Source organism: Micromonospora sp. MH33 (assembly GCF_003013775.1).
GTDB classification, from domain to species: domain Bacteria; phylum Actinomycetota; class Actinomycetes; order Mycobacteriales; family Micromonosporaceae; genus Micromonospora; species Micromonospora fulviviridis.
This window is the reverse complement of record NZ_MUYZ01000005.1, coordinates 1-22,666: the sequence shown is the minus strand read 5'-3', so window position 1 is coordinate 22,666 and position 22,666 is coordinate 1. Positions and strand designations below refer to the sequence as shown.

Sequence of the window (22,666 nt, the reverse complement as noted above, 5' to 3'; positions counted from 1 at the left end):
GTGAACCGACCACACCGCTGCGAACGCCGACGACACCCGGACGCTCATCCTGCTCGGACGGCAGCTCCGTGCCATTCGCCGCACCTGCACGCTGGACCGCGCACGCACCGCAGATCACCACCATGACGAAGGCTGTCGTCCAGCGTCACGACCATGCCGAGCGGCGTCATGGTTGTGTTGCCGACGGTGCCGGACCCCCCGTGTCGGGCGATCCGGCACCGAACTGGCTAGCTGTTCAGGTCACGGCGGTTGAAGGCGGCAACCGCCAAGCCGAGGAAGAGCGCGGTGCCGCCGGCGAGGATCCCGAGGTCGGGCCACTGGAAGCCGTAGCGCAGTGGTTCGGCCGCGATGTAGTAGTGAAAGGGCGAGAGATACTGGAGGACGTCGGCGCCGATCTGTCCGGCGACGGTGTGCGCAGCGTAGGAGAGCACCGCGACGGCGGCGCTGCCGCCCAAAGCGGCGGAGCGGCTTCCAGTAAGCGCGCCGATGGCCAGCGCGATAGCGCCGAACAGGATGGTCAGCAGCGCCAGCGCCGCGCATTGCGCGGCGAACTCGGCGGGACTGATGCTCTGGAGGCGGGCGCCGGGGCGGACCGCCAGCATCGCCAGCCACACCACCCCGGCGATCATCGCGCCGCCAGCGGCCAGAGCGGCGAAGCGGTGCAGCACGAGACAGGTACGGCTGACCGGGTGGGCGACGAGGAGGTCGAGGTAGCCGGATTCCTCGTCGCCGGCGATGGCGCGGGTGCCGACGCTGACGCCGTAGATCACGGCGATCAGCGGGATGATGATGCCGAAGACGCTGGATCCGAGGTATCCGGCCGCCGAGGCGAGGTCGTCCATGCGCAGGGCCTCGCGCAGGCCCGGGGAGAACCCTTGCACCGCCTGACCCATCGCCCCGTCGGCGACCTGCGGGTAGAACCCGGCGTACATGGCACCGACGGCGGCGGTGCCGACGGCGAAACCGGCCAGGCCACGCCGGCCGTCCCAGAGAGTCTTGCTCATGACGTCAGACACGGGTGGCCTCCTTCGCGTCGTTGTCCGTCCCGTAGTAGGCAAGGAACAGCTGTTCCAGATCGGGGGTGGTCGCGCGCAGTGCCACCACCCGGTGACCCGCGAGCAGTCGGATGAGCCTGTCAGGGCTGCCTGCGAGTTGGAACCGCGCCGTGTCCCCGGCGACGGTGAGGCCGCTGACCCCTGCCAGCGCCGCGATCTCCGCCTCCGGTGGCGGGTCCGTGAAGGTGACCTCGACCTCGTGCAGCGTGCTCGCTCGCAGGTGGGCGACCGTGTCGCAGGCGACCAGGCGTCCTGCGCGGATGATGCCAACCCGGTCAGCGACCGCTTCGACTTCGCTCATGATGTGGGAGGACATGAAGACCGTCTGCCCACCGGCCTTCGCCTCCCGGACAAGGTCGAGGAAGGTCTGTTGCACCAGCGGGTCCAGACCCGAGGTCGGCTCATCCAGAATCAGTAGCTCCGGCCGGTGCATGAACGCCTGGACCAGGCCCACCTTCTGTCGGTTGCCCTTCGACAGCGTTTTGATCCGCGCGCTGAGGTCCAGGTCCAGCCGTTCGGCTAGCTCGGTGATGCGGGCCTTCGGGAGGCCGCCGCGCAGGTCGGCCAGGAAGCTCAGGCATTCGTCGACCCGCTGCCGTGGGTTGACCACGAAGTCGCCCGCCAGGTAGCCGATACGCCGGTGCAACGGCACCGCCTGCCGTCGAGGATTCTCTCCGAACACCAAGGCCCTGCCGCTGGTGGGTCGGATCAGGTCCAGCAGCAGGCTGATCGTGGTCGATTTCCCTGCCCCGTTCGGACCGAGATAGCCGAACACCTCGCCACCCGTCACGGACAGGTCCAGGTCGACCAGACCTCGGCGGTTGCCGTAGTCCTTGCCCAGCTTCTCCAGCCGGATCACCTCGCTCATGCCTCGACAGTACCGATATTTCAAAGATTTCTGAAGAGTCAAAGCTGTTAGGGTGGCTTGCGTGACATTCTCACGGGAAGGACGCTGATGACGTCGTTGAGCGAACCGGCTGAACGGCTCGCGCTCACCCTCGCCGAGGGTGGCATGCAGCGCAGCACCGCACGGGTGCTGGCGGCACTGCTGTTCACCGACCAAGAGGCGATGACCGCAGGGGACGTCGTCGACACCCTGGGCATCAGTTCGGGAAGTGTCTCCACGGCTCTGAAGTCCCTGTCGACCGTCGGCTTGATCGAGCGGGTTCCCGCGCCGGGTAGCCGGCGCGACCACTTCCGCGTGCGCGACGGCGCCTGGGCGACCCTCATGTCCAGCCAGAACGCAGTCGTCACCATGATGCGCGACGCCGCTGAACAGGGCATCGCGGCCGCCGGAGCGAACAGCCCGGCAGGGCGGCGGCTGGCGGAGATGCGTGACTTCTACGACTACCTCTGGAAGGAACTGCCAGCCGTCATCGAACGATGGCGGCAAAATCGCAGCGGCTCGTGAGCCCGCCGGAAGCCCGATGGCGAGGGCTTAGCTCGCCTCGCCATCGGTGCGACCCGTCGGGAAACCTCTCTCCTCGCCACGTTGACAGGGGCTGTCAACTGGAACGGGGGACAGGTCTCCCTCACACCCACTACGCTGCACCAGATCGCGGCATAACCCGGTGTCCACATCCCGGGGGGAGATCAACAGGTCGACTCCTGCCTAAGAGGGCGTCTGATTCACGTATTTTGCGGGTGATGTGATCTTCAGATGTCTCGCCAGGTTGGGGTGGTTTCGTCGGTGACCCGTTTGGTGAGGTTGTCGATCATCGCGATGCTGATCATGCTGGCGGAGTTGTTGGGTAGGGCTTCGTAGTCGCGGGCCAGGCGGCGGTGCAGCATGATCCAGCCCAGTGTGCGCTCGACGACCCAACGGCGTTTGACCACCGAGAACCCTTTGACGTGTGGGTCCTTGGCGACGACCTCGACGTCGATGCCGAGGGTGGCGCCGTGTTCGATGACCTTGTTCTTGAAGCCGGCGTCGACCCAGGTCTTGGCCAGGGCCGGGTGGGTGGCTTTGGCTTGGCTGAGCAGGTCGATACCGATGGTGTTGTCGCTGGCGCTGGCCGCGGTGACGATGACGGCGAGGAGCAGACCGAGGGTGTCGGTGACGATGCCGCGTTTGCGTCCGACGATCTTCTTGCCGGCGTCGATGCCCTGGCTGGCCAGGGGTGCGTTGGTGGAGGTCTTCACGCTCCGGGTGTCGATCACACCGGCCGATGGCTGGGCGGCGCGTCCGGCCTTGGCGCGGGCCAGGCCGGTGAGCTCGTAGTTGATCTGGGTGAAGATGCCATCGCCTGTCCAGGCGGTGAAGTAGCCGTAGACCGTCTGCCAGGGCGGGAAGTCATGCGGCAGGTAGCGCCACGCGATGCCGGTGCGGTTGACGTAGAGGATCGCGTTGAAGATCTCCCGCAGGTCGTAGGTGGGTTTGCGTCCCCCGACGCCAGCATCGGTGCGAGCCTGGCGCCAGGCGTCCAGTCGTGGTGCGATCAGCGCCCAGCGGGCGTCGGACAGGTCGGAGGGGTAGGCAGGTCGTTCGGCCATACGGCTTGTCTACTGTGGATCGCGGGTGGATCGCAGTTGGGGTCTGCCGATTCCCGAACTTTGTGAACCAGACACGACCCGCGGATCAAAGCAGGGCATCTCGCATCGGCATCAATCAGGTGAACCTGGCCTCAGTGGTGATCATTCGACCCTGTCGAGGCCTTGCCGACCAGGCCTACGAAAGCAGCAATACATAGCCAGGATGATCAAAACGCCCAGTAAGGGCGTGTCTCAGTTGGTGAGGTTGTGGCCTCGGGCATGATCTTCTATTTGTGGCGGATGTTGTCGAGGTCATGATCCAGACCTGGGCGCCGGAGGACTTGTGGGCGGTTGCGCAGCCGTTGATTCCGGTGGCTGCGAGACGGCCTCAGGGCGGTGGGAAGCGCCGGACTGCCTATTACGTCGAGCCGGGTGCCGGCGTGCTGATCGGCAGATTTCGTCCGCCCGACGACACGCTCACCTGCCGGAGTTGGTGTTGGATTCTGGCGACGAACTCGGCGCGAGGTGTTGGCGTCCGTTCCGGCCTCCAGACCTCCTGCGGCCATTTTCGCCCTTGCGATGCCCCGATCGCACCGCCAACTGCCCCGCATGTGGATGGCCGCCCGGCTGCTCGCGACCAATCCGCCTTATCCCGCAAGGCGGGGACCCCGACGCTTCCGCTTGATCTTTTCCGCGACCGCGTCGGCGGCGTTGCGGTGCAGTTCCTTGGTCACGCTCTGGTAGGTGTCACGGGTCAGAGTGGTCGTGGAGTGGCCGAGTTGCTCGGAGACGACCTTGACGTCCACGCCGGCGTCGAGAGCGATCGTGGCGGCGCTGTGGCGCAGGTCGTGAAGCCGGATCGGGGGCAGCCCCGCTTTGCGAATCAGCTTGCGGAACCGTTGGGTGACGGCGTTGGGATGCCACGGCTTCCCGTCGGGGCGGACGAAGAATAGTCCGGTGTGGGGCCATGCGTCGCCGACGGCGAGTTGCCAGGCGGCCCGGCGGGCCTTGTAGGCGGCAAGGACCTTAACCGTGTCGGCGTCGAGGGCGACGTCGCGGTTCCCGGCCCGGCTCTTCGGCGGCTTCTGGACGGCGGTGTAGCCATGGGTGGCGATCTGGTTGTTGATGGTGGTTTCCCGGCGGTGCAGGCGGACCTCGCTGTCGCGCAGGCCGCAGGCCTCGCCACGGCGGGGCCCGCGGTAGGCCATGTAGTGCCACATCGGGTACAGGTCGGGGGCGTGTTCGGCGGCGTAGTCGAGGAACTGCACAACCTGGGAGTCGGTCCACACCATTACCGGTCCGGGGACCTGGCCGGTGGCCTTCCACCGTTGCACGCGTTCGTCCTCCCACACGATCGGTTGGGGCCGGTCGGCGGGAACCTTGACCAGGGCTGCGGGGTTGGAGCCAACGATGAGCTCGTCGGCGAGGGCGTCGTTGATCGCCTTGCGCAGACAGGCCCGGATGCGTTGGCGGGTGCTCGCGCCGGTGGTTCGCACCCCGGTGACCGTTTTGCGGATGCTTGGGTCGGTGCTGGCCTTCGCGGCGGTGATCTCGTCGTTGCGTCGTTCGATCGCGGCGAACATGTTGCGGATGTGGGTGGTGCGCAGCTTGTCCAGCGGGATGTCGCCCAGGTGTGGGATCAGGTGGACCCGCACGATCGATTCGTATCCGCGTTGCGTGTTCGCGTCGACCGCGAGGTGGGTCAGCCAGCCGGTGAGATACTCGGTGACGGTGGGCATGTCAGCGAGGGGGCCGTCGCCGCGGAGCCGCTGCCGGATGCGGTCGACCTCGGGCAGGGGCCGTTTGGTGCGTACGGCGGCTTGCAGCAGGTCGGCGATCTCGGTGCGGCGGCGCCGGTCACCCTTGGCGAGGCCGAGCAGTTCGCGGGCGTGGTCGAGTTCCTCGGCTGCGGCCCGTCGGGTGGAAAGACCGGAGCGGCGTAGCTGTCGGCGGCGGCCTTCGGCGGTGGGTGGGAGTTCGAGTTGGTAGGCCCAGTGGCCGTGGTCGGAACTCCAGGCGCGGTTCGGGCGGCGCAGTTTCGGGCAGTCGTTTCCCAAAGGCTTGCCCGTCTCGGGGTGGCGACAGCCGCAGCGTTTGAAGATGCTTCCGTCTGGCATCGGTGTGGTACTCCCGTTCGGATGGGGTGGGTGGGCATCGGTTTGTCGATCGACATCCACGCGTGACCGGTGGGCACGATCAAGTCGCGCAGCCCGTAACGGTGGGTCTCACACGCCGCGAGGGCGCACGACGCGGCCAGCAAAGCGGATTCGCCTCGGTGGAGTCTGGGGCCCTGTCCGGTTCGCGTGAGTCCGGGAGCGTGGAGGATGGTCAATGGTGCCGGCGGATGAGCCGGTAAGCATCGGGTGCGTGCGCAGCCTGCGGCGGCGCAGATGTTGGCGGGCAGTCCCGGCGACCTCGCCGTCGACGACGTGGTGCTCGCGAGCGTCACGCAGTTCGGCGAGGGGCACCGCCACGGGTGGGAGTCGCTCGTCCGCCAGCTGACGCGACATGTGGCAGGTGCCGAACCGGGTCGTGGGCTAGCGGTTCCGGGACACCTTCGCCGAGATGGCGGGCGTACGCGCCGGGTCCGCGCCGTCGTCGCTGACGACGAGTTGCAGGGCGACGCCCGAGTAGGCATCGACCGCAGCGAGGCCCGCAGGACCCTTGACTTGCCCCGCATGATCGCAGGCATGGCCCGAAGGTTCGCCCGCGTGGCCGCCGCCATCGTTGTGCTTGCGATGGCGGCGTGCAGCGAGAGCAAGACCCCATCTACGACCAGCTCATCGCAAGCTGCGACCAGCGGATCGCCAGCTGCCGCTAGATCATCGGCGAGTCCCACGCCTTCCCCGGTGTCGTCTCCGACGCGCCACGGTCCAGAGACCGAACGCGAGCTGAGACAGTTCCTGCTGACGTCAGACGACCTCGGGCCCATGTGGCACCTCGACAGCGCTGACGCGCCAGGGAAGCAGCGGACCAACAACGCGGCCTGCAGCGCCGTCGAGCGTGGCCTCTACACCAAGGGAAGCGCCCGTCTTGTGGTCACTGCGGGTTGGGCATTCGACGGCGCAGCTCAGACTGAACAGGTTGACCACATCGTGAAGGCCCACCCTTGGGCAGGGGGAAGCCGCGGCTGAGATCACCCGCGTCCGTGCGAGTGCCAAGAGATGTCGTACCTGGAAGGAGGGCGGTCTGGAACCTGGCTACGCCTTCACCATGTCGATGCAGTCAACTAAAGCACCGAATGTGGGGGACGAGGCGTTCGCCTGGCGGCATAGCGCGAAGACGAGCCTCGCACCGGACGTTGGCACGACGTACAGCGTTCTGCTGAGAGTGGGAGACGTTACCTCGTTGGTCCGGTACACGCCGGGAACGCTGATGCCGGGTGCGACAGCCGAGGAGCACCTGCGCGAGTTCATCGCCGCAGCGGTAGCCAGGACTGAGAAGGGGTGGCAGACGCGTCCATAGAAGGGCATTGATCTCTAGTCCATTGATTGCACCAGAATGACGCTTTTGATGCGTCTTCGAGGGCCAGCGCCCTCTGTGCTTGGCGTTGCCCTGCTCGGCCTCTCGGGCAGTGCGGCGTGGCAGGTGTAACTCGGCGAGGATCGGTGGTGGGATCTGCACTCGGCAGTGCTCGCCGACGCTGATCAGCGGCATGGGAAAGGTGTCCCGGGCGAGCCAGCTTGTAGGCCGCTGACCAGAGATGCCCGGGATGTCGGCTCGGCTCGTTCACCATGGACCGTGTCTGGGGCCGCCCGGCGGGCATCCCGCATCTACGCTTCTTCTCTCGGGGTCGATTCAGGATGAGAGGCTGCCGCCGGTGAGTCGGGTCAGCAAGCAGACCGCGCTGCGACTTGCCGACGTGCTGGTGAAGACGCTGGGCGCCGTTGTCTTCCCCGGCGCAGGTGGGACCCTGACCGGCGAACTGGGCGCCTGGTTCGTAGAGAAGAAGTTTGGGACCACCGACCAGGGAAAACAACTGGCGGACGAGATCGAACGGACCATCGACGACGTCACAAGGAAGCTTCTGCGCAATCTGGTCACCACCTTCCCGTCGTATGACGTCGAAGCCGCCGCGATGAAGGTCGTCACGACCATGGATTCCGTCGAGCTCGATCTCGGCGGCCTGGTCGACCTCGGCCTTTCGGGCGAGCGGCTGACCGCCTACTACCTTGCTGCCGCGCCCCAGGATCCGGAGGCGGAGCTTGGTGAGGCGGCCGCCGCCTACCGTATGCTCCTGGCCGAGATCTGCTACCGGATGGCCCGGCTTTTTCTGGAGAACGCGTACGTCCACGGCAGGATCCTGCGGGAACTGCTGGAACGACGCCGGGGCGAGGACACCGTCCTCTTCAAACGCAAGATCGAGTGGGACGACGACGAGTTCACCTGGGACTACCGCTTCGAAGCTCGCGACCTCATGCCGACGCTCGATGTGCCCGGCCCGAGCGGAGCGCCGATCGAACTTCCTCTGGACATGGTGTTCCAGGAACCGGCAGCCGTCCTCGACATCGACGGCGGCGACTGCGGCTGGATCGTGCGCGGTCACGCCGGCTCCGGCAAGACGTATCTACTGCGGTGTCTCGCGCTCAAGGCCCTGGCCGGCGGTCTTCCGGGGCATCTCGCCGCGTGGGGTCGGAAGGTCCCGCTCTACCTCGACCTGGGCGGCGACGGCGCCCCGGTGCCTGCGGACGCAATGGCCAGATTCGACGGGCGGCTCGCGAGCCGCGCCCCGAGGGGGTGGGAGGAGCGCCTGATCAGGGACGGCAAGGCGATCCTGCTCATGGACAACGTTGACGTCCACGCCGTTCCTACCAGGTTGAGAAAGATCAAGCAGCTGATGCGCGACGCGATGGGCTCCGGCTGCGTCGTCCTCGTCAACACCCGCTCGGCCGTGCCCGCCGCTTGGACGGCCGAGCTCGGTCTGCGCGAGATCCAGCTGCGGGAGATGGTCCCGGTCGAGGTCGACCGCTTCATTGTCCGCTGGCACGAGGCGGTGGCTGAGGAGTGCGCCACGGAAGAGGAGCGAAAGGCGGTACGGGCGGCACGAGACGGCCTTCTCATGGCCGTCGGCCGGTGCTCGGACATCCGTGGCCTATGCGCCATCCCGATCTTCCTTGCCGGGCTCTGCCGGGAGTTGCTCGGCGGGGGACTCATCCTCCCAGACGACCGGGCGGCGCTCGTGGAGCGGATCCTCCGGTCGACGAGCGCGGAAGACCCGCTAAGCCCGGCAGAGGGGGAGACGGTCCCCGTCGACGACTGGGACGACCTCATCGAGCTAGCGCATTGGTCGACGCAGAACGACGAGGAGTTCAGCGCCGCGCAGGCCGCCGCCTGGCTGAGGACCACGCCGGCGCATATCGGCGCGCTGGCGCACCGGCATCGTCTCCTCCGGTACTGCGAGGGTGGGCGTCTTGCCTTCGTCCAGGACACGGTCCGTCAGTCGCTGGCCGCCCGATTCCACGCGCAGCGCGAGTTCCTCGGCCAGCTCGCCGATTGGGCGGCGATTCCGGAGAAGCGGCGCGCGGTGGTGGCCGCCGCAGCCTGTCTCCCAACGTCCGGCGCAAGCGAGCTGCTGGGCCGCCTGGCCGATGCCGGGCACTTGGGCACGGCACGTGCCGCGTTGCAGGTGATGCAGCAGGTCGATCCCGACATGCGCGAGCGGATAGCGGGCGCTACGGCCGAACTAGTCCCGCCGCGCTCGCCGGAGCTCGCCGCTCGGGTCGTGGCGATCGGGAACGTCATGCTGGACCTGCTGACCCAGGAGGAATTCACTGGTCCTGAGACGGCCGCGTGCGTGATCGCGCTTGCCCGGCCCGGGGATCTCGCGGCCGTGGCGACGGTCGCTGCCACGGCCGACGCGGCGACGCGGAAGATGATCCTCGAGTCATGGAATGATCGGCCGGAGAAGGCGGCGTTGGCAGAGATGATCCGGCATCGGGAGGAGCGGGAATGATGGACATGCTGCCCGTGATGTCGCTCAGCTCCAGCGTCATCCGCATCGTCATGGAATTCTGGCTTGGCGGGCAGAAAGCCCCGGGCGAGCCGCTAGACGAGTTCCTGGACGCGCAGGTCCCCAACGCCCTGGACCGGCGCCGCCTCACCCGGCGGCTGGAGTCGCTCACCGACACAGTCATGGCCAGCATCGCCGCTGACTCGGAGTACGAACAGCTCGACGACACCTCCCGGTCGAGAGTCGTCGACATCGTGCACCTCAGCCTGGACCAAGCCGCCCTGTCACCCGCCGACCTAAAGGACGCCGGGCTTGAACCGGCCCGGCTGATCACGATTGTCTGGGAACGGTCCACAGCCGCGAACGAGCTGGACCTCACTAAGTCGGAACGACGCTTTTACGACGCGCTCCTCGCGAAGACCGTCTCCGTGTTGATCACCGCCGCCTCCGCTTTCCCCGAATCCAGCCCGTACGTCGTAGCCGAGCTTCTCCGCGACGAAGGCGAGATCGGCAGCAAACTGCGGAGCAGGCTCGGCGAGCTGCCCACAGCCGGCGACGACGCCTACCGCCTGGCGATCGTCACCAGCCTCGACCAAGCCGAGATAGTCGGCTTCACGCTGCCCGCCGCGATGCGTAGGTTCTCGCTCAGTAAGACTTACAGTCGCCCCCGGGTAATGGTCAAGGGCGACGAGATGCCTGTCGAGTGGGCCCTGGCCGATTTCCGCAGGCTCTACCTGACCGGCCCAGCAGGTTCCGGAAAGACGGCACTAATGCGCTGGCTCGCGGTCGACGGAGCGCGCAAGTCCCTCGATGGCCTCCTCACGACGCACAACGAACTGCTGCCGATCTACGTGCCCGGCAGCCGCCTAGGCGAGGCCCCCGACAAGGAGCCGAGCTCGGTCGTCGACTTCATCTTCCAGTACGCTCGCCCGTCGCTGGGGCGGAGCTTGTCGCCTGCAGAGCTGAACCGACGCTGCACCCAGGGCAACATCCTTCTGTTGATCGACGGCCTGGACGAGTTCGGGCAGGGCCACCTTCCCAGGATCCGGAAGTGGCTGAACCGACTTGTCGAGCGCTTTCCAGAGTGCCGCTTCGTGGTCTCGTCCCGACAGGCCGCGATCGACCCGGCGTACCTCGCCGACCTCGGCTTCACCGTCGCCTCCCTGAAACCGCTGGATGACTCGGGCGTGACCGACCTGGTCACACGCTGGTTCGCCACGGTTAGCCCGGTCGTACCGGAACGGACGGCCCGCAGGTCGCCGATCCAGCTCGGCAAGGAAGTCATCCGGCTCATCCGCAGCAATCCGCAGCTGCGCGAGCTGACCACCAGCCCTCTGATGTGCACGCTTGTCTGCGGTGTCTACCTCGACCGCGGCCCCGAATGGCTCAGTGGATCCAACGTTTATGAGGCGTTCGTGGAGATGCTGATCGAACGCCGGGACGTCGAACGAGGCCTCGGCCGGGTGCGGCTGCCTCGCTCCATCGCCTCGATCTTCCTGGAGGATCTGGCCGGCCTTATGCTCCAGGAGGGATGGATCGAGCTACCCCGCGGCCGCGTGCTGGAGCAGTTTGCGCTCACCAGCCGTAGCCTCACCAAGCAGGTGCCGAATCCCTCGGACGTTCTCGACTCGCTCCTAGTGGAGAGCGGCGTCCTCGTCGAGCCAGAGAAAGGCCGGATCCGCTTCCTGCACCTCACCTTCCTGGAATACCTCGCCGCACAGAACATCTTGCACAACGGCCGGGCCGAGATGCTGATTGCACGTGCCCATGAGCCACTCTGGCGCGCGACGTTCGTCATGGCCGTCGCCCAGGCCCGACACCGCGAGGCCGAAAAGCTGGTCATGCTGCTGGTCGCCCGCTTCGAGAACGACCCGCACCGGCGCAGGGTGCTCGCGGGCGTGCTGCAGGAGTGCCTACAGAGCGCCCAACGGCTCGAGCCCTACGTGCGGGGGCGAGTGAACGACGTTGTGGAGCGGTTGTCCCACGAGTTCGACGAGTCCTGGCAGCTCTGGCTGAACACATCTGACCGCGCGGTCGCCGACAGCCTGGAGTCCTGGCTGCTCGCCGAGCCCGCACTCCGCCGCGAAGGTGGCCTGGCCTTCGTCGCCAACCGTCGTGGCCGGCAGCACCCGGCCCCGTACGGCATGATTGACTGTTTGTCCCTCACCATAACCGGCCTGATACCGGTCGGCGACCTTGTGAACGCGCTGACCGCCTGGCGAGTCGTTCAGCATGACCAGGACCACCTGGAACTCGTCCTAGTCGTTCCCGAGTCCTCCATGTCCATCCGGATCTCGCCCAACCACCCCTAGCTTGATCTCAACCTCATGGGCAGGGCCGGCCCGGTAGGCCTCTTGTAGCCTCGATGATTCCGGATGATGACGTCAGTTCCTTTCGCCCGGCAGCTTTTATCGCTGTTGATCGATATTGTCCTGGGTCCTCCGGTCGTTGGGACAACTGCCGGGCTGGCCAGCCGGGGGCGGGGATGGCCGCGATCCGGTTGAACGGGGCGGTGATCTGTTCGGCCCAGGGCCAGGCGGCAGAGATGCGCAGCCAGCGGTGGCGTTGCCCGCGCACGAGGCGGGCGGCGGGTGTGCAGGATCGGGTCGCGAAGCCGTTTCGGTTCAGCCTTGGCCAGGTCGCCGTCGAGGCCGATGAGCCGCAGCCAGGCGATGAGTTCGAGCGCGGCATCCACCACGGCGACGCGGCCGCAATGTGTGGCGGGTTTCCGGATCAGGGTCTGGTGCGCCCGGGCCACGACCTTGACCGCCGGCGGCGGGTGCATCGGTTCGGCCGTGAGGCGGTAGGCCCCGTTCTGGAGGAACGGGGCCTACCTGTGCGCCATGCGGGGACCCGGGGGTCGAGGGCACCCGCTCCGGTTGGTAATCTCTCGCACCCGAGACTCTCAAACCGGTCACTAGCGCATCAGAGGTAGATAGTAGGTGAGACCGGCTCGGAGTGCAGTGTGGAGGGTGAAAGTACGCGCTCCGTACATCAGCAACGGCACGGGGACAGGTAGGGCACCATACGGCCAATGACCAGCCCTTCCGTGTCGTGATATTCGAGAACGATGTCAGGTTGATTGTCGGTGTCTTGGTCTCCGTCGCATCGCTGGCTGGCCACGCCACCGGGTCCCGCCGGTCTGCCAGCAGTCACCTCGATGTTGACGCGCCGTACGTCATCGCCGTGTTGAGCGAACGGCTTGGTGATTACAGCAACGACTGATTCCGAGGCTCGGTGATCCGACGGCGAGTCGGCGTCAGACGAGTGGTGCTTCGAGACCACGCAGCGGCATGCCAGACCGCGAGCGTGCAGCGTCCGCACAAGCTGACCGACGTAGGGAAGAAGCGCCTCGGGACACGTGACCGCCGCTCGCAGACCCCTGCCGACCGCGGCAGCCACAATCGCATCGGCGACGGCCGACAGCACCGCCTGCTCGCGTGCGGCCAAGGAGAGATCAGGCACAGTGATTCCCTTCCACCCGGACTTGCCGTCACCTGCCGCCCAAACGGGTGATGACGGTGCCGCCCGGCATTCCAGGTCCGGCCCCGGCTACGTCGCCGGGATGAGTTTCCATCCCTGTCGACAGCACAAGCGCCGCCACCGCGAGCACTCGTTACACCGTCCCAACAAGACAGACCGTTTCGAGGAGCTGCGCAGCCCGGAAGTACAGCACCGCGCCCGACCGCTGGCACGCCAGTCCGACCGGTTGGCATTGTGGCTTCCTCATAGAGCCCTCCCCGGTCGCGCCGGTAGCCCGGAGGAGTTGACCAACGATGTGCAGCGCAGACGCGGACGCAAGCCACCGGGCTCTGCGCGACGTCATCGATGCTCGGGCGCGGCCGGTTGGCGTGGCTGAGGCGGTGGCAGGCTCATGGCGTCGGGGTCGGCGTCTTCCTCGGTGGGGGCGTTATGGGTGAGGTGTAGCGCAGTGAGGATCGGTGGGATTGGCACCCGGTAGTGGGTGCCGGCGCGGATCAGCGGCACGGGGAAGGCGTTGCGGCGTGCGAGTTTGTAGGCCGCTGAGCGGGAGATGCCGAGGATGTCGGCGGCGGTGGTGAGGTCGGTGGTCAGGCCCAGAGCGCGGACCTGGTCCGCGGTCCACGCCGACCGCTTCCGTTCAGTGTCTGGTGCGGCGGCGGTTGCGCGAGCACGACGTGTGGAGGGCATGGCGGATCCTTCCTTCTGTGGAGGAGGCGCCCGGCAGGCTGGCGCCCTCGGCGGTGCGGCGGATGCAGTGACGTCGGCGGATGTGGATGTCTGGCGCGGGGTGGGGCCGGCCGGCTCAGGCCCGGCCGGCCCCACGAGCGGCGCCCTCGATACGGCGGCGCCGGGTCATCCGCTAGACCGGCGAGCGCGCGGCGCCCGCCGAGGTTGAGCAGATGCGGACCGCCTGCCTGGACGAGGAAGCCGGGAAACCTGGCCGGTGCTCTCGGTTTCTCAGGCGGGGATGTGCCAGCGGTGCGGGCACAGAAGCAGTCGTAGAGCGGCGGCGGCCTGTTGGGGGACGACGCCGTTGCCGAGGACGCGCAGCGCGAGGGTGCGGGGCAGTCCGAGAGCCGTCACGTGCCCCTGCTGGAGTCCCATCAGCCATTCGACGAAGGGTGGGGCGAGAACGGGCTTGCCGTGCCGGCCGGTCTGGGTCGGCTCGGGGACGGGCCGGCCGAGGATCAGTTCCCAGCGGGCGACGGCGGCGGCGTAGGCGCCCCACCGCTCGTCGTCGAGCTGGCCGAGGCCGGCGACGGTTGTGCGTAGGTCGTCGCCGCCGTCGCCGTGCCGGCCGGGTCCGCGCCCGTCGGAGGCGCGTGGTGTGGGCAGGGTTCGGGCGGGGACCCGCACCGCCGCCGAGGGCAGGGTGAGGTCCCCGTGTGAGCCACGCTGCCCCGGGCAGCCTTTCTCCCCGTCAGAGGCACGTGGCGTGGGCAGCAGCACCTGGGACAGCGGTGGTCGGAAGCCTTTGCCGGCGCGTCGTCCGGGAGTGCCGGTGTCGGTGGCCCGTGGCGTGGGCAAGAGCCGGTTGGCGTCGGTCAAGTGCGGCAGGCGATGGCGGGCGCCTCCGGCCTCGACGAGATCCGGTAGCCCGTACTGGTGGCCGGGGCCCTTGCCGTCACGAGCGCAGGGCGTCGGCAAGGTCCGCACCTCGGCTGGATTGTTCGGGGGTGGCGGCCAACAGGAACAGGCGGTCGCGTCGGTGAGGGGCGCCGACGTCGGATGCGCGTAGGCAGAGCCAGCTCGTGTCGTACCCGATCGCGGCCAGGTCGGCGGCGACGACGTCGAATCCCCGCCGGAGGAGGGCGGCGACGTTTTCCACAAACACGAGTGGCGGTCGAAGTGCGCGAACGGCGTCCGCGACGCTTGTCCACAGGCTGCTGTGGATACCGGTGATGCCGGCCCGCTTGCCGGCATTGGAGATATCCTGGCAAGGGAACCCGGCGGTGAGCACGTCGACGGGCTCGACTCGGGTCCAGTCGACAGTGCGGAAGTCGCCGAGGTTGGGAACCCCAGGCCAGTGGTGGGCGCACACGGTGCTGGCGTACCGGTCGGTCTCGGCGTACCAGGCGAGCCGGCCGCCGAGCACCAGCTCGACGGCCAGGTCGAGACCGCCGTAACCGGTGCATAGGGATCCGATGCGTGGCCAGGCCGGACAGGCATTCAACCCCCCTCCCCCGGATCCCCGGCGACCTTTCGGCCGGACGAGCCCTCGTGTCCGGATTGGCCCTGCGAGCACTTGGGTTCGCCGGAACTCACGGACTTCCACGGCCGGCGGAAGATCATCACATCCTCGTGCGCGATCAGGTGCAGTGGAGTGCCGGCGGCGCGGGCCTTGCGCACGGCCTGGAGTTGGAAGAACGACGGGCGGGCCACGAGGTGCCCGTCACGGACCGCGGCGAGCAGCGCCACGCACCGCTCGGTCGGCATCAGGCCGGCGCGGACACCGGCGGCGATGACCGCGGAGGGCAGGTCGACGAGCTGGCCGTTCTTGCGCCACGGTCGGGCGGTGACCACGACGATGCCGCCGGGGCGCAGCAGCGTGGCGCAGCCGGCCAGGATTTGTTCGAAGCCGTCAGTGAGGCCGGTGAGGTCGCGGTAGGCGAGGTTCCCCTTGTCGGTGCCATCGTTGTAGGCGTTGTCGAACTTCGCCACCCCGTCCGCGCCGGGCCGGACGAGGCCGTGAACGGTGGGTCCGTACGGCGGCGAGGTCACCACGAGGGCGACCTGCCCAGTGAGGGCGGCGGGCAGCAGAGACCGCAGGCGGGTGGCGTCCCCGCGGACCACGGAAGCTCGGCCTGCGGCGCCCTGGTCGTGCGCGTGGGTGACGTTGGCGTCGGCGATGTCCGACCACCGCGACTCGTACTCGACACCGATGGCGTCCCGGCCGGCGTGCACCGCCTCCACAAGGGTGGTGCCGATCCCACACATCGGGTCCAGGACGAGGTCCCCCGGCCGGGTGTAGGCATGCACCGCGTGCGCGGCGATCGCGGGCAGCATCCGGGCGGGATGCTTGACCGAGTCAGGCACGTACCGGCCACGGCGCTGCACCGGGCCGGTGCGCTGGGCGGTCGTCCACACCGACAGCCCGTCCGGGCCCGTTTCGGGGCGCTGGTGATCCAGGTGGGCTGGCATGCCCGTGTGCGGCTGGTCGCGCTCGGGGTGGGCAGGCTCGTGGTTAGTCACGGTGGCCGCCTTTCGGGCGGCGACCGCGCTGCGGCTGGTCCCACGTCGGTACGGCAACCCCGGAAGGTTCGTCTCGACGCCCCGCCGGTTTCTGGGAACTGGCAGAGGTCTGATGCTGGCTGAACACGAGCAGGTCGGCGTGCACCCGTAGGTGGGCCGTCGTCCACGGCTGCTCGGCGGTCTGCTGGGCGAGGGTGAGCAGTTCCTCGTCGGTGACGTGGTAGACGAACGTGTCACCGTCGGTGTCCGCAGCGACCGCGACGATGTGCTGCAGGTAGCCCAGGCCGACCGACGCGGCGACGGTGGCCACTGGGGTGAAGTCCTCCGGCCCGCCCGTGCTGATGGCGGGGACGGTGACGACGAGGACGAGGCAGCCGCCGGGGCGCAGCAGCCGCGCGCACGCGGTCAGCAGCCACGCCAGCCGCACCCGGTTAGTCGAGTCGGCCGGGTCGAGGGGCCAGGTGGCCACGACGAGGCTGGTGGCGGCTTGCAGCGAGGTGCCGTCGGGTGGCGGGGTTGCCAGGTCGCCGGTCGGGGGCAGGTCGGGGTCGGTGAGGTCGTCGCCGAACCAGGTGCTCAGCTCCGGCAGCTCCGCATCCGGCAGGGCGGCCGGGGCTGGCGGGGTGGCCGGCCCGATGATCAGGCTTGACGCGTCGGTGAACCAGCCGGGGTGGTGGCGGCGCAGGCCGGACGTGCATGCGCCGGTCAAGGCGTGGTCGGCGGTGAGGTCAACGACGGCGTCGCCGGGGTGGCTGTAGGCGGCCACGAGCCGGTAGGCCAGCCGGGCGCCGATGCTGCCGCCGGTGTCGGCGTCGGTGCGGGCGGTGCGCCACACGGTGATCGGGACCGGCGGGTCGCCGGCCACCAGGTCGATCAGGGTCGGGTCGACACCGGGCGGGTCGACGGGGTGGACGGGGCGGAGGTGGTGCTGCGGCGGGTGCTCGCTCATGTGGTGTCGGCTCCGCGCCGCGCAGGCCGTGCGCTGACACCCTCAAACCGGCGTTTGTGTGCTCCGGCGAACGCCTGCCGTTCTCACAGCCACTCACGGCGATCCCGCAAGCGCCGCTCGCCGCAGCTGCCCAGCGATTCGTCCGCCATCATGCCTCCACGGCGACTCGGGTGCCGGCCGCCCGTTGTCATGCTCGACCGCTATGGCGCCGAGACGCCTGATGGGTTGTCGTCAACGGATGCGCAGCGTCAAGGGCAGCGACCACGCGCGATGCCAGGGGCGCCTGTCGTGACATGACGTGGGGGGTCGCCCTGTCAGACGTGACTGTGACCTCGCCGCTCGTGCCGTGGCGCAGGTGACAGGACGTTCGATGGTGACATCGACGCCGATGGTCATGACACCGCGCCGACCCGGCGGTGCGACATCGCCGCCAGCGCCGGCTCCGAGATGCCTGACACCGAAGCGCGCGCCGATGTCACAACCGCCACGGCGAAAGCTGCCGTGAGTCGCTGTGAGTGGCTGTGAGTCGCTGTGAGTGTCACGCCCGCTGCTGTCGTCATCGCCCCGCCGCCGTTGCTGCGGGTGGCCGGCATACACCCGCCAGCGATGACACGCCCCTCGATCGTCGTGTCACAGTCCAGCTCAACGACGTTGTCACCGACCGATGTCAACGACGGACGCCGATGGAAAAGATCAAGTGTGAGGCCCGGTGTCGCCGCGGGCGGGCTGTTGTCAGACCCTGCCCCGGCCTGCGCTGTGAGGGTCGTGTGTGCCGGTCGTGGCGCAATCGGGTCCCGGCACCGCCGCGACACCACGGCGATGTCAGTCGACGATCTCTCGAACTTTGGAGTGATGACATGAGCGTGTCCGACACCAACTGGCCCGCCTCGCCGCTGGATGCCGCTGACGTCGCCTTCTTGGCGTTGACGAGTGATCCGGCGCCCCTGTCCATCGACCTTGACATGTTCGACCCGGGTGACGGCTTGCCGGCGGGTGTGATGGCCTTGCCGGCGGTGCGGGACTGGCTGCTGCGGCATCCGCGCGCCTACACGGCGCGGGACGTGTTGTGGCGGGAGTTGATCCGCCGCGCCCGCTTGTGCGGGCCGCAGTGGGTGATCGCCGCGGTTGGGATGGCGATGCCGGCGCTGCGCCGCTACGCCGGGCAGCTGTGCGCCGGCTACGGCGGCGACCCGGACGACATCGGCGCGGAGATCCTGACGGGTTTCCTGGCTGCGTTGCGTGACCATGTGGACGTGGCGCGGCCTGCGCCGTACGCAGCGTTGTGCCGGGCCGGGTGGCGGGCCGGTCACGAGCTGCGCCGGCAGGCGGGCGAGTTCACGCCGTTGCAGGACGTGGATCACGTCCCCGGGCCGCGCACCCCGCAGGTGCCGTACGGGCATCCGGACGTGCTGGTGCGCCGCGCGGTGGGCCTGGGGATCCTCGACCCCGTGGACGAGGAGCCCTACATCGACGTGCGGCTGGGGCGGCGGGCCCTCGAGCCGATCGCGGCTCGGCTCGGTATCACCGCCGACGCCCTGCGGATGCGGCTGCGGCGCATCGACACCCGCATCGCCGACGCCCTGGCCCGTGGGCTGCTCACCGGAGTGGCGGCCGTGCAGGCCGCTGACGAGCGGGAGGCCGCCGCGCAGCGTCGGGTCGCGCTGCGCCGGACCTGCGAACGCCGCGCCCACCCCGGGGCGGCTACGGCGCAAGCCGCGTAGACAGCAGCCCCGCGCTGGAAGACCGGCGACGAACCGGACATCTGCGGCGCCCTCGCCGATGACCATGGCGAGGGCGCTGCGGCACGTTCCCGGGTGTGCGTCCGCTTCCGCACAGGTCGCGACGTCGGTGACGCTGCCGGCGGTCTGGCGTGAGCCGGCCGGATCAACAATCGGCGGCTGTGGCGTCGCCACTTCCGCAGTCACAGGAACTCATAGCGGCTCACTGCGCTCGGGGAGCCCGGCTGGGCGATGCCCACCCTTTCGGGACCTGCTCCAGGCCGGGCGGCCCCTGCATGTTCGGACCCTGGCGGTGTGGGTCAGCGGTCGTCGCTGAACAGGTAGTGCAGGTAGCGCTGCGGGTCCGCCAGAAACGAGCGGGTCAAGACCACCGGTTGCGCCTCGTCGTAGCTGACCTCGCTGATGGTGCCGCTGGCGTCGATCTGCAGGATCCGCGCGTGCGGTACGGCCAGCAGGATCGGTGAATGGGTGGCCACCAGGAACTGCGAACCGGTCTCCGTGAGGTCGCGGATCCGGGTGAGCATCGCCAGGCAGCCGTGCACCGACAGCGCCGCCTCCGGCTCATCGAGCAGGTACAGGCCCTGCGGCCCGAACCGGTGGGTGGCCAGGTCGAGGAACGACTCGCCGTGGGATCGCTCGTGCAGGCTGCGGCCGCCGTAGCTGTCGCCGACACCGAGGCGGTCGATCTCGGTGGCCACGTTGTAGAACGACTCGGCGCGCAGGAAGAACCCGGTGCGTGGCTTACCGATCCCGCGAACGAGCCGCAGGTACTCACCGAGCGGCGATTCGGTGGCGCGGGTGCTGAACCGGAAGTTGGTGGATCCGCCCTCGGGGTTGAACCCGGCCGCCACCGCGATCGCCTCGATCAACGTCGACTTGCCGGTGCCGTTGTCACCGACCAGAAACGTCACCGCCGGATCCAGCTCCAGCCGGCCCGCCGCCCGCAGCCCGGCGACGACGGGCAGTGTGAACGGATAGCCCGACAGGTCGGCGTCGGCCTCGGCCAGCTCCACCCACCGTAGGAAACCGCCGCCGTTTCGACGTCGTGCCGACGGGTTGGGGCTGGTCATCACCCTGCGACCCCCTGCTCCGCCGCCCTGTCCTCCGCTAGGTCAACCGTAGTCGGCCGGGCAGCCTCCCCCGCCGACTCAGCGGCTGACACGGCCACCTCAACGCTGTCGGGGGCACGGTCCCGACGCGGCAGTGGCAAGAGTTTCGAGGGCTGTCCGCCCACCTGGCCTTTCCGATGTCCGCTGGCGTCGCAGGGCGCGGTGACCTGCGCTGTGAGCGTCGCGGGAGGCGTGGTGAGCGGCTGTGAGGTGCGCAGGCGTTCGCCAGAGCACACAAACGGCGGTTTGAGGGTGAGGAACCAGCACGCCCCGCCGGGGCGTCGATGGTCCGCCCGCTACCGCCCCGCCGCATGCCGTTGCACCCGTCCGGGGCCGGAGGTGAACCCACCCATGTCTCGCATCCCGGCACGCCGTCGTGCCCTCACCCACTCCCGTACCGGCCGGTGGGCCGGCCGCGCCGCAGCCGTCACCGGTGGGGTGATGCTGTTGCTGTCGGTGCCCGCCGCCGCGTACGCCGACGCCGGCGTGCCGGCGCTGGCGGTGAACTCGCTGCCGGTCGTGATCGCGAATCTGCAGGCGTGGCTGATCGGCATCCTCGCCGCGCTGGCCACCCTGTTCCTCGTTCTGGCCGGTGTCTACTGGGCGACCGCCGGGGGTGACCCGGCGCAGGTCGACAAGGCCAAGGGGGCGTTGAAGAACGCCCTGGTCGGCTACGGCCTGGCCGTCCTCGCCCCGGTCCTGCTGGACATCGTCCAGGGCATCGTCGGAGGCTGATCATGGACTGGCTGCTCGACCAGATTCTGGACTGGTTGGCGGCGGCGATGACCGCCAGCCTGGACGCCTTGTTCGGGGTGATCAGCAGCGCGCTGCTGGTCACCCCGAACGTCACCGGCGTGCCGCAGGTGCAGGCGCTGACCGGCCGTTCGGTCCTCGTGGTGGACACCGTCTTCGTCCTCGCCTTCGTGGCCGCCGGGGTGCTCACCATGACCGCCGGCGGCAGCGAAACCTCCCGCTACACCGCCAAAGACCTCGTCCCGAGGCTGATCGTGGGGTTCGTCGCCGCGCACTTCTCCCAGCTGTGGTGCGGCATGCTCATCGACCTGGCCAACGCCCTCACCGCCGCGCTCACCACGCCCGACGGCGACAGCGACGGCGCGCTGCGGGCGATCAAAACCCACATCACGGCGGGGCAGGACAAGATCGCTGTCCTGCTGTTCGTTGTCTGCGTCGCGGTCATCGCGGTGCTGCTCGCCGGCACTGCGTTCAGCGTGATCGTTCGCTTCGCCGCCGTGCTCGTCCTGACGGCCTTCGCTCCCCTGGCGCTGGCCTGCCACGCCCTGCCGCAGACCGATCCGATCGCCCGCCTGTGGTGGAAGGCCTACACCGGCACCCTGGCGGTGCCGGTGGTGCAGGGGTTCACCCTCTACGCCGGGCAGTGGATGCTCACCGACCCCGAGCATCTGCTGCCCACTCTCGGGCTGCCGGTGGAGCCGGGCGGGGCCATCAACCTGTTCGTCGTCATGGTCATGCTGTGGACCACGCTGCGGGTGCCCGCCCTGGTGCGCCGCTACGTGGCCGCCAGCGGCGGTGGCCGGGGCGCGAACATGATCGGCGCGGCGGTGCGGGTCATCGTCGTCCAGCAGGCCACCCGGGCCATTCCCGGCCTCGGCCGCGGGCTGAAGGCGGCCGGCCGATGAACGCCCACGACCCCAGCGGCGCGGGGCGGGCGCGGATGCCCGCCGATGTCGACGCACCCGACAAGATCCTCTACGGACTGACATTCCGGCAGCTGGCGATCCTCGCCGTCGCCGCCCTCGCCTTCTACGGCGCCTGGCGGGCCCTGCACCAGGTCGTCCCCGCGCCGGTGCTCGCCGGCGCCGCCGTCGTGCTCGGCGGCCTCGTCTTCGGTGTCGCGGTCGGCCGGCGTGACGGCCTGCCGCTGGACGTGTGGCTGCTCGCCGCCGTCCGCCACTCACGGGCTCCGCGGGCGCTATCGACAACTGACACGACGTCGAAGACGCCGGACTGGGTGCAGGTGCCGACGACGAAGGTGATGCTGCCGGCGCCGCTGAAGCTGCCCGCCGACGCCATCGACGACGGAGGGGAGATCCGACTCGGCGCCGCGCGAGCGGCGATGATCGCCACGACGAACGTCAACCTCGCGCTGCGCACCGGCGATGAGCAGGCGGCCCTGGTCGACACCTTCGGTCGCTGGCTCAACAGCCTGTCGACGCCGACGCAGATCGTGGTGTCGGCGCAGCCGGTGGACCTGCACTCGGCCGCCCGCAGCCTCGCCCACGCAGCCACACGGTTGCCACACCCGGCATTGAGCGACGCGGCCAGCGACCACGCCCGCTTCCTCGACGACCTCGCAGCGCGCAAGGATCCGCTGCGCCGGCAGGTCCTCATCGTCACCCGCACAAGCACGGGTGAGCGTGGCGAGCACACGGCTCGACGGCGCGCCGACCACACGGTCCGCGCCCTGGCCGGCCTCGGCGTCACCACCCGCGCCCTCGACGGCCCGGCGGTCACCGCGGCGCTCGCCGCGGCCGCCGACCCCTACCGGCCGCCTCGTCCCGGCGGTCTCGCGGCCCCCGACACCGTCATCACCTCACCCACACCGCATCAGCGTCACCGACGCGGAAGGAGCCGACCGACATGAAGCTGCGCCATCGATCCCAGCCTGCCGAGGGTGGCTGTCCGCCGGACGGGCTGGCGGCTGCCGTCGCCCCGGCCGCGGTCGAGGTCACCCCGCG

18 protein-coding genes are annotated in these 22,666 nt (G+C 69.0%); 7 read left to right on the top strand and 11 right to left on the bottom strand.

Annotated features, from left to right (window positions below; genetic code table 11):
- Positions 1 to 227: 227 nt before the first annotated feature.
- Both B0E53_RS01985 and B0E53_RS01980 read right to left on the bottom strand, forming a co-directional pair.
- Positions 228 to 1,016, bottom strand: a complete 789-nt coding sequence (locus tag B0E53_RS01985; protein WP_107074362.1) for an ABC transporter permease subunit — start codon at positions 1,014 to 1,016, stop codon at positions 228 to 230.
- On the bottom strand, positions 1,009 to 1,923 hold the full coding sequence (locus tag B0E53_RS01980; protein WP_107074361.1) for an ABC transporter ATP-binding protein: 915 nt from the start codon (positions 1,921 to 1,923) through the stop codon (positions 1,009 to 1,011). Before B0E53_RS01980 ends, B0E53_RS01985 begins: the two co-directional genes overlap by 8 nt.
- 87 nt (positions 1,924 to 2,010) lie before the next feature.
- Between B0E53_RS01980 and B0E53_RS01975 the strand changes: the two genes are divergently transcribed.
- The gene (locus B0E53_RS01975; RefSeq protein WP_107074360.1) at positions 2,011 to 2,466 is read left to right on the top strand and encodes a MarR family transcriptional regulator; all 456 of its coding nucleotides are present in this window, start codon (positions 2,011 to 2,013) and stop codon (positions 2,464 to 2,466) included.
- A gap of 245 nt (positions 2,467 to 2,711) precedes the next feature.
- Here the strand turns inward: B0E53_RS01975 and B0E53_RS01970 are convergent, their stop codons facing one another.
- Entirely contained in the window at positions 2,712 to 3,548 is an 837-nt protein-coding gene (locus B0E53_RS01970; RefSeq protein WP_107074359.1) for an IS5 family transposase, read from the bottom strand.
- A 626-nt stretch (positions 3,549 to 4,174) separates the two neighbouring features.
- The gene (locus tag B0E53_RS01965; protein WP_107074358.1) at positions 4,175 to 5,644 is read right to left on the bottom strand and encodes a site-specific integrase; all 1,470 of its coding nucleotides are present in this window, start codon (positions 5,642 to 5,644) and stop codon (positions 4,175 to 4,177) included.
- 1,703 nt (positions 5,645 to 7,347) lie between these two features.
- Here B0E53_RS01965 and B0E53_RS01950 point away from each other — a divergent pair.
- Together B0E53_RS01950 and B0E53_RS01945 are read left to right on the top strand one after the other, a co-directional pair.
- Positions 7,348 to 9,480, top strand: a complete 2,133-nt coding sequence (locus tag B0E53_RS01950) for an NACHT domain-containing protein (RefSeq protein WP_168215186.1) — start codon at positions 7,348 to 7,350, stop codon at positions 9,478 to 9,480.
- Complete coding sequence (locus tag B0E53_RS01945; protein ID WP_107074354.1) at positions 9,477 to 11,789, top strand: NACHT domain-containing protein; 2,313 nt, start codon at positions 9,477 to 9,479, stop codon at positions 11,787 to 11,789. Before B0E53_RS01950 ends, B0E53_RS01945 begins: the two co-directional genes overlap by 4 nt.
- Positions 11,790 to 12,471: 682 nt before the next feature.
- Here the strand turns inward: B0E53_RS01945 and B0E53_RS36830 are convergent.
- The 6 genes from B0E53_RS36830 to B0E53_RS01915 form a co-directional block, all read right to left on the bottom strand.
- Positions 12,472 to 12,942: a hypothetical protein gene (locus tag B0E53_RS36830; protein WP_146167552.1), complete on the bottom strand. Its 471-nt coding sequence runs from the start codon at positions 12,940 to 12,942 to the stop codon at positions 12,472 to 12,474.
- A 357-nt stretch (positions 12,943 to 13,299) separates the two neighbouring features.
- Complete coding sequence (locus B0E53_RS01935) at positions 13,300 to 13,647, bottom strand: helix-turn-helix domain-containing protein (RefSeq protein ID WP_107074352.1); 348 nt, start codon at positions 13,645 to 13,647, stop codon at positions 13,300 to 13,302.
- 270 nt (positions 13,648 to 13,917) lie between these two features.
- Entirely contained in the window at positions 13,918 to 14,508 is a 591-nt protein-coding gene (locus tag B0E53_RS01930; RefSeq protein ID WP_246835174.1) for a hypothetical protein, read from the bottom strand.
- Positions 14,509 to 14,584: 76 nt separating this feature from the next.
- Positions 14,585 to 15,133, bottom strand: a complete 549-nt coding sequence (locus tag B0E53_RS01925; protein ID WP_107074350.1) for a DNA cytosine methyltransferase — start codon at positions 15,131 to 15,133, stop codon at positions 14,585 to 14,587.
- Positions 15,130 to 16,101, bottom strand: a complete 972-nt coding sequence (locus B0E53_RS01920) for a DNA methyltransferase (RefSeq protein WP_107074349.1) — start codon at positions 16,099 to 16,101, stop codon at positions 15,130 to 15,132. Before B0E53_RS01920 ends, B0E53_RS01925 begins: the two co-directional genes overlap by 4 nt.
- A gap of 43 nt (positions 16,102 to 16,144) precedes the next feature.
- The gene (locus B0E53_RS01915) at positions 16,145 to 17,101 is read right to left on the bottom strand and encodes a hypothetical protein (RefSeq protein ID WP_246835173.1); all 957 of its coding nucleotides are present in this window, start codon (positions 17,099 to 17,101) and stop codon (positions 16,145 to 16,147) included.
- A gap of 857 nt (positions 17,102 to 17,958) precedes the next feature.
- On the opposite strand from B0E53_RS01915, the gene B0E53_RS01910 reads away from it, so the two are divergent.
- Complete coding sequence (locus tag B0E53_RS01910; RefSeq protein WP_107074348.1) at positions 17,959 to 18,822, top strand: hypothetical protein; 864 nt, start codon at positions 17,959 to 17,961, stop codon at positions 18,820 to 18,822.
- A 317-nt stretch (positions 18,823 to 19,139) separates the two neighbouring features.
- Here B0E53_RS01910 and B0E53_RS01905 read toward each other — a convergent pair whose 3' ends face one another.
- Positions 19,140 to 19,853: an AAA family ATPase gene (locus tag B0E53_RS01905; protein ID WP_246835172.1), complete on the bottom strand. Its 714-nt coding sequence runs from the start codon at positions 19,851 to 19,853 to the stop codon at positions 19,140 to 19,142.
- Positions 19,854 to 20,300: 447 nt separating this feature from the next.
- On the opposite strand from B0E53_RS01905, the gene B0E53_RS01900 reads away from it, so the two are divergent.
- The 3 genes from B0E53_RS01900 to B0E53_RS01890 are packed head-to-tail and all read left to right on the top strand — an operon-like array spanning position 20,301 to position 22,572.
- Positions 20,301 to 20,684 (top strand): pilin, encoded by a 384-nt coding sequence (locus tag B0E53_RS01900; protein WP_107074346.1) that lies wholly within the window; start codon positions 20,301 to 20,303, stop codon positions 20,682 to 20,684.
- Between the two features lie 2 nt (positions 20,685 to 20,686).
- Positions 20,687 to 21,607 carry a conjugal transfer protein TrbL family protein gene (locus B0E53_RS01895; RefSeq protein ID WP_107074345.1) on the top strand — a complete coding sequence of 307 codons (921 nt, stop codon included), beginning with the start codon at positions 20,687 to 20,689 and terminating at the stop codon, positions 21,605 to 21,607.
- On the top strand, positions 21,604 to 22,572 hold the full coding sequence (locus B0E53_RS01890) for a PrgI family protein (protein ID WP_107074344.1): 969 nt from the start codon (positions 21,604 to 21,606) through the stop codon (positions 22,570 to 22,572). Before B0E53_RS01895 ends, B0E53_RS01890 begins: the two co-directional genes overlap by 4 nt.
- The last annotated feature ends 94 nt before the right edge of the window (positions 22,573 to 22,666 follow it).

Excerpts from the sequence above, each read along its gene's own strand:
- B0E53_RS01915 (WP_246835173.1), bottom strand. The coding sequence starts at position 17,101 with ATGAGCGAGCACCCGCCGCAGCACCACCTCCGCCCCGTCCACCCCGTC.
- B0E53_RS01980 (WP_107074361.1), bottom strand. The coding sequence starts at position 1,923 with ATGAGCGAGGTGATCCGGCTGGAGAAGCTGGGCAAGGACTACGGCAAC.
- B0E53_RS01975 (WP_107074360.1), top strand. The coding sequence starts at position 2,011 with ATGACGTCGTTGAGCGAACCGGCTGAACGGCTCGCGCTCACCCTCGCC.
- B0E53_RS01920 (WP_107074349.1), bottom strand. The coding sequence starts at position 16,101 with ATGCCAGCCCACCTGGATCACCAGCGCCCCGAAACGGGCCCGGACGGG.
- B0E53_RS01900 (WP_107074346.1), top strand. The coding sequence starts at position 20,301 with ATGTCTCGCATCCCGGCACGCCGTCGTGCCCTCACCCACTCCCGTACC.
- B0E53_RS01935 (WP_107074352.1), bottom strand. The coding sequence starts at position 13,647 with ATGCCCTCCACACGTCGTGCTCGCGCAACCGCCGCCGCACCAGACACT.
- B0E53_RS01965 (WP_107074358.1), bottom strand. The coding sequence starts at position 5,644 with ATGCCAGACGGAAGCATCTTCAAACGCTGCGGCTGTCGCCACCCCGAG.
- B0E53_RS01945 (WP_107074354.1), top strand. The coding sequence starts at position 9,477 with ATGATGGACATGCTGCCCGTGATGTCGCTCAGCTCCAGCGTCATCCGC.
- B0E53_RS01910 (WP_107074348.1), top strand. The coding sequence starts at position 17,959 with ATGAGCGTGTCCGACACCAACTGGCCCGCCTCGCCGCTGGATGCCGCT.
- B0E53_RS01890 (WP_107074344.1), top strand. The coding sequence starts at position 21,604 with ATGAACGCCCACGACCCCAGCGGCGCGGGGCGGGCGCGGATGCCCGCC.
- B0E53_RS01970 (WP_107074359.1), bottom strand. The coding sequence starts at position 3,548 with ATGGCCGAACGACCTGCCTACCCCTCCGACCTGTCCGACGCCCGCTGG.
- B0E53_RS01895 (WP_107074345.1), top strand. The coding sequence starts at position 20,687 with ATGGACTGGCTGCTCGACCAGATTCTGGACTGGTTGGCGGCGGCGATG.